Here is a 4966-nt window from a genome sequence, read left to right as displayed (position 1 = left end):
CCCCGCCGGGCCCTCTTCCCCTCCTCCGGGAGGGGCCCGGCGGGGCGCACCCGTGCGCGGGGTCCCCGAGGGCGCGGTGGAACGCACCCGCGCGACCGGCGGGGCAGGTGAGGCGGGCAGGACAGGTGGGGCAGGTGATCTCGACCACCGTCGCGCACCCGCGGGAACGGGCCCGGCGGGGCGCGGACCTTATCCAGTCCGTACCGGGGCAAACCTTGCTCCGAGGACACAGTCGCGCACCTGCGGGCAAGGCATCTGTTTCTTGACCCCCGGATGAGCGCACCCCAACGATTGTGTGGTGTCCAACCGAGCCCCCGGAGCCGCTCTCGTCACCGAGTCCGCGCCCGAGCCCGAGCCCGCCGTCGACGTCCTGCACGGCCGACCCGTGCCCGACCCCTACCGGTGGCTGGAGTCCGCCGACTCCCCCCGGACACTGCGCTGGCTGGAGGAGCGGGGCCGCGAGTACGCTGCCGAGGCGCTCACCTGGCCCCTGCGCGACCGCCTGGCCGGGCTCATCCGCTCCCTGGTGGACACCGACCTGTGGAGCCCGCCGGTGCACCGGCCCGGCGCGGTGTTCGCCACCGTGCGCCCGGCCGGAGGCGAGCACCCCCGCCTGGTGGTCCTGAGCGGGGACGGCCCGCCGCGCACCGTCTACGACCCCGTGGCCGAGGACCCCGCCGGACACACCACCCTGGACGCCTGGGAACCCTCCCCCGACGGGGGGCTGGTCGCCGTGCAGACCTCGTCGGGGGGCGTGGAGCGCGGTGCCCTGCGAGTGATCGACACGGCCAGCGGGGAGCCGGTGGGCCCCGCCGTGCCCGGAGTGCGCTACTCCCATGTGGCCTGGGCGCCCCGGGGCGTCCCCGCCTTCTACTACGTGCGCCGCGACGGCGCCAGGGGCGTGCGCGGCGTGTGGCTGCGCCGGGTCCTCGACGGCACCGAGACGCTGGTCCACGCCTGCGCGGCGTCCGGAACCGTGCCCGGGGTGCGCGTCCTGGGGAGCCGGTGGCTGCTGGTGTCCGAGAGCCACGGCACCGGGCACCGCACCGACCTGTGGTTGGCCGACCTGACCGGCCCGCACCGACCCGCGGCTCCGGCCGACCCGAGCGCCCCGACCTGTGAGACCGGCCCGGCCGACCTCCCCGAGCGGCCCCCGCTGCGGCCCGTCCAGGTGGGCGAGGAGGCCGAGACAGAGGCCCGGCTGGGTCCGGACGGCCTCCTGTACCTGCGCACCACCCTGGGCGCGCCCTGGCGGCGGATCTGCGCGGTCTCCCCCGAGGAGCCGGGGGTGGGGCACTGGCGCGAGGTGGTGCCCGAGGAGGACGGGGCGACCCTGGACGCCTTCGCGCCCTGCCCCGCCGGACCCGAGGGCGGCACCGCCCTGTTCGTCGCGCGCACCCGCCTGGGGATCAGCGCCGCGGCCGTCCACGACACCCGCACCGGCGGGCTCCTGTACACGGTGGACCTGCCCGGGGAGGGGATGGTCTCCGCGCCGGAGACGGCGCCCGACGGGTCGGTGTACCTGGGGTACGCGGACGTGGCCACCCAGCAGCGGGTCCTGCGACTGGCCCCCGGGGAGCGCACCCCGCGCCCCTGGCCGCCCGGCGCCGCCGGGGCCCCGCCCTCCCCGGACGTGGAGCGCTCGGTGGTCTGGTGCCGCTCCGCGGACGGCACGCGGGTACCGGTGACCGTGTTCACCGCCGCGGGCGGCGACCACGCCGCGCCCGGCAGCGGGCTGATCCCCGAGCCGACCCTCCTGCACGCCTACGGCGGCTTCGGGCGCCCGCGCCAGTTCGGGTTCAGCGCGACCGTGCTGGCCTGGCTGCTCTCGGGCGGCCGGTACGCCGTCGCCCACGTGCGCGGCGGCGGGGACGCGGGCCGCGACTGGCACCTGGCCGGTTCGGGCCGCGACAAGCCGCGCGCCGTGGAGGACCTGGTGGCCGCGGCGGCGGCCCTGGTCGGAGCGGGGATGTGCACCCGCGAACAGCTGTGCCTGTCGGGCGGCTCGGCGGGCGGGCTGCTCGTCCTGGCCGCCGCGACCGCGCGCCCGGACCTGTGCGGGGCGGTGATCGCCTCCGCGCCGCTGGCGGACATGGCCCGGTTCGAGCGGATGGGCCTGGGCCGGATGTGGACCCGCGAGTTCGGCACCGCCGCCGACCCCGACGACTTCGCCGCCCTGATGTCCTACTCCCCCTACCACCGGGCGCTGGAGGGCGCCGGGGACGGGCCGGGACGGCGCTTCCCCAGCGTCCTGCTCACCGGCTTCCACGGTGACACCCGCACCGACGCCGCCCACCCGCGCAAGATGTGCGCGGCGCTGCTGGCGGCGGCCGCGCGGGAGGAGGGGCGCCCGCCCGTCCTGCTCCGGTACGAACGCGACGTGGGCCACGGCCCGCGCGCGGTCAGCCGGGCGGTGGGACTGGCCGCCGACGCGCACGCGTTCGCGGCCCACCGGACGGGGCTGTCGCCGCGCTGAGCGCGGAAGGCGGCCCTGGCAAGAGAAACGGCACACAGAAAGCGAGGTGTGGTGCGTATGGACCCGATCGAGGTCGAGACCGAGGACCTGGCCGAGGTGACCTCCCGCGACATCACCGCGGGTGGCGACAGCGACGGCACCGACTCCAGTTCCGACTTCATCTGATCGCGTCCCGCCCGGCCCGGTCCCCCCGGGTCGGGCGGGGCCCAGCCCCCGTGCACGGAGAGGACGCCCCCTCATGACCGATCCCGGCCACCTGTTCACCCGGACCCTGAGCGACGTCGTGGGAAGGGAGGCCCTCACCGAGCGCCTGTCCGAGGAGTTCGTCTTCGCCGACCTGGGCGCGGACGCGGTGCGTTCGCTGCTGACCTTCGACGACCTCAACGACCTGCTGGCCACGTGCTCCCCCGAGCCGCCCAGACTGCGCCTGCACCGGGACGGGTCCCCGGTCCCGGCCGACCGCTACACCGAGGCGGCGACCTCCTCGCGGAGCGCGCGGCGGGTGGTGCGGCCCGAGGCGCTGTACCGGGAGCTGCGGGAGGGGGCGAGCCTGGTCCTGGACAGTGTGGACCGGATGCACCCGCCGGTGGGCGCGGCGGCCGACGACCTCATGCGGCTGGTGCGCGAGCGCGCGCAGGCCAACCTGTACCTGATCTGGGGCGGCTCGCGCGGCTTCGACACCCACTGGGACGACCACGACACGGTGATCGTCCAGGTGGAGGGGACCAAGCACTGGCAGGTGCACGGCCCGGGGTCGCGCCCGTACCCGATGAAGAACGACGTGGACCACGCCCACACGCCGCCGCGTGACGCCGACGGCGAGCTGCACCTGGTGTGGGAGGGCGTGCTGCGGCCGGGCCAGGTCATCCACGTGCCGCGCGGCTGGTGGCACACGGTGACCGGAACTGGCGGGGTGAGCATGCACCTGACCTTCGGCTTCACCCGGGCGACCGGGGTGGAGTGGGCGGACGCGCTGGTGCGGCGGCTGTTCGAGGAGGAGGTGTTCCGCAGGGACCTGCCGCGCTTCGCCGACCCGGACGTGCGGCGCAAGCACCAGAGGGCGCTGGCGGCCCGGATGGCGGAGCTGGCCGAGGAGCTGGACCTGGACGGCTTCCTGGCCGAGCGGGACGCGCGCTTCCCGCGCCGGACCTCGTTCTCGCTGCCGTGGCCGGTGGAGGAGGGGACGCCGCCCGCGCACGCGCGGGTGGAGTTCGTGCCGATCCTGCCGCCGCCGCTGTCGCACGACGGCGAGAGGGTGGCCGTGACGGTGGGCGGGCGCCGGTACCGGTTCCCGGCCGTGGTCGGACCGGTCCTGGAGGCGCTCGCCGAGCACCGGGAGCTGACCGTGGCCGAACTGGCCGAGCGCGCGGGCGCGGAGGTCCAGCGGGCGGCGGAGGTCGTGTCCGCGCTGTCGCGGCACCACCTGGTGGTGGTGCGGTAGCCGTCCACAGGCGCGCGAAGGGCCTGGTGGGCCCGGCCCGCGCGCGCCTACCGTGGTAGTAGGGGCCCCACCCCGCCGGCTTCGCGCTGCCCGCGCACTGCGGTACCGCGCGCGCCCCGGCGGCCGGGGCGCGCTCCCCTTTCGCTGCGGTCTTGCACTTACAGCGAGGTTCGACGGTCCGACCTCGCCAGGACGCGGGTCAGAGGCACGCGCGCCGCACCGGCGACGGTTCCGTCCGGTACACGCCCGGCACCTGCTGGCGGACGCCCTAAGGCAGACGCGCCAGCACGTGGGCGTCCAGGAAGCCCCGCTCGGAGGCCGGGTCGTGGAGCAGCCGGGCGAACACCACCAGCCCCGCCCCGGTCAGCAGCTCCGCGAACCGGTCCACCGGCCAGCTGTAGGCGGGCGCCACCCTGTGGTCGAAGCGGACCGGCTCCGGTCCCTCGGTCGCGAAGAACGAGGCCAGGAGCAGGCCCCCCGGCGCCAGGACGCGCACCTGCTCGGCGAGCAGCGCGGGCAGCTCCCCGGGCGGGGTGTGGATCATCGAGTAGTGGGCCAGCACGCCGCCGAGCGCGCCGTCCCCGACCGGCAGTGCCTCCATCCGCGCCTCGTCGAACCGCAGCGCCGAATGGGCCCGCCGGGCGTGCTCGACCATGCCCGGGGAGAGGTCGAACCCGCGGGCGTCCAGCCCCAGCTCGCACAGCATGGCCGTCAGGTGCCCGGGCCCGCAGCCGACGTCGGCCGCCCGCGGGTTCCCCGTCGCGCGTACCAGCTCGGCGAAGGTACCGATCATGTTGCGCGAGAACGGCTGCGTCTCCAGCCGGTCGGCGAACATCGACGCGTACAGCTCCACGACCCCGTCGTAGCCCGCCCTGGTCTGTTCCTGGTGCTCTGTCACGGCACAGGAAGCTAGCACCCGCGCGCGTTCGCGGCCCCTTCGCCCCCGGTGGCCGGTCCCGCCGCTCCCCCGCGCCCGGGGCCGTTCGACTCGGGGCAGCCGGGGCGGGGTGGACGCCGACGCTCATTCCCCCGCGCCCGCGGGGCCTTCC

The 4966-nt window shown here is 76.4% G+C and carries 3 protein-coding genes; 2 read left to right on the top strand and 1 reads right to left on the bottom strand.

Translation table 11 applies throughout. The annotated features are described in order from the left end of the window. The first annotated feature begins 295 nt into the window (after positions 1 to 295). Together DQW06_RS03765 and DQW06_RS03760 are read left to right on the top strand one after the other, a co-directional pair. Complete coding sequence (locus DQW06_RS03765) at positions 296 to 2476, top strand: prolyl oligopeptidase family serine peptidase (protein ID WP_117197966.1); 2181 nt, start codon at positions 296 to 298, stop codon at positions 2474 to 2476. 238 nt (positions 2477 to 2714) lie between these two features. Further along, positions 2715 to 3917, top strand: a complete 1203-nt coding sequence (locus DQW06_RS03760; protein WP_013152565.1) for a JmjC domain-containing protein — start codon at positions 2715 to 2717, stop codon at positions 3915 to 3917. A 268-nt stretch (positions 3918 to 4185) separates the two neighbouring features. On the opposite strand, the gene DQW06_RS03755 is transcribed toward DQW06_RS03760, so the two are convergent. After that, positions 4186 to 4815: a class I SAM-dependent methyltransferase gene (locus DQW06_RS03755; protein WP_013152564.1), complete on the bottom strand. Its 630-nt coding sequence runs from the start codon at positions 4813 to 4815 to the stop codon at positions 4186 to 4188. Positions 4816 to 4966: the final 151 nt, after the last annotated feature.

It is taken from the genome of Nocardiopsis sp. TNDT3 (assembly GCF_003427465.1).
GTDB classification, from domain to species: domain Bacteria; phylum Actinomycetota; class Actinomycetes; order Streptosporangiales; family Streptosporangiaceae; genus Nocardiopsis; species Nocardiopsis dassonvillei.
Note: the sequence above shows the minus strand (reverse complement) of the source record. Positions and strands in the feature narration are given on the sequence as shown.

Excerpts from the sequence above, each read along its gene's own strand:
- DQW06_RS03760 (WP_013152565.1), top strand. The coding sequence starts at position 2,715 with ATGACCGATCCCGGCCACCTGTTCACCCGGACCCTGAGCGACGTCGTG.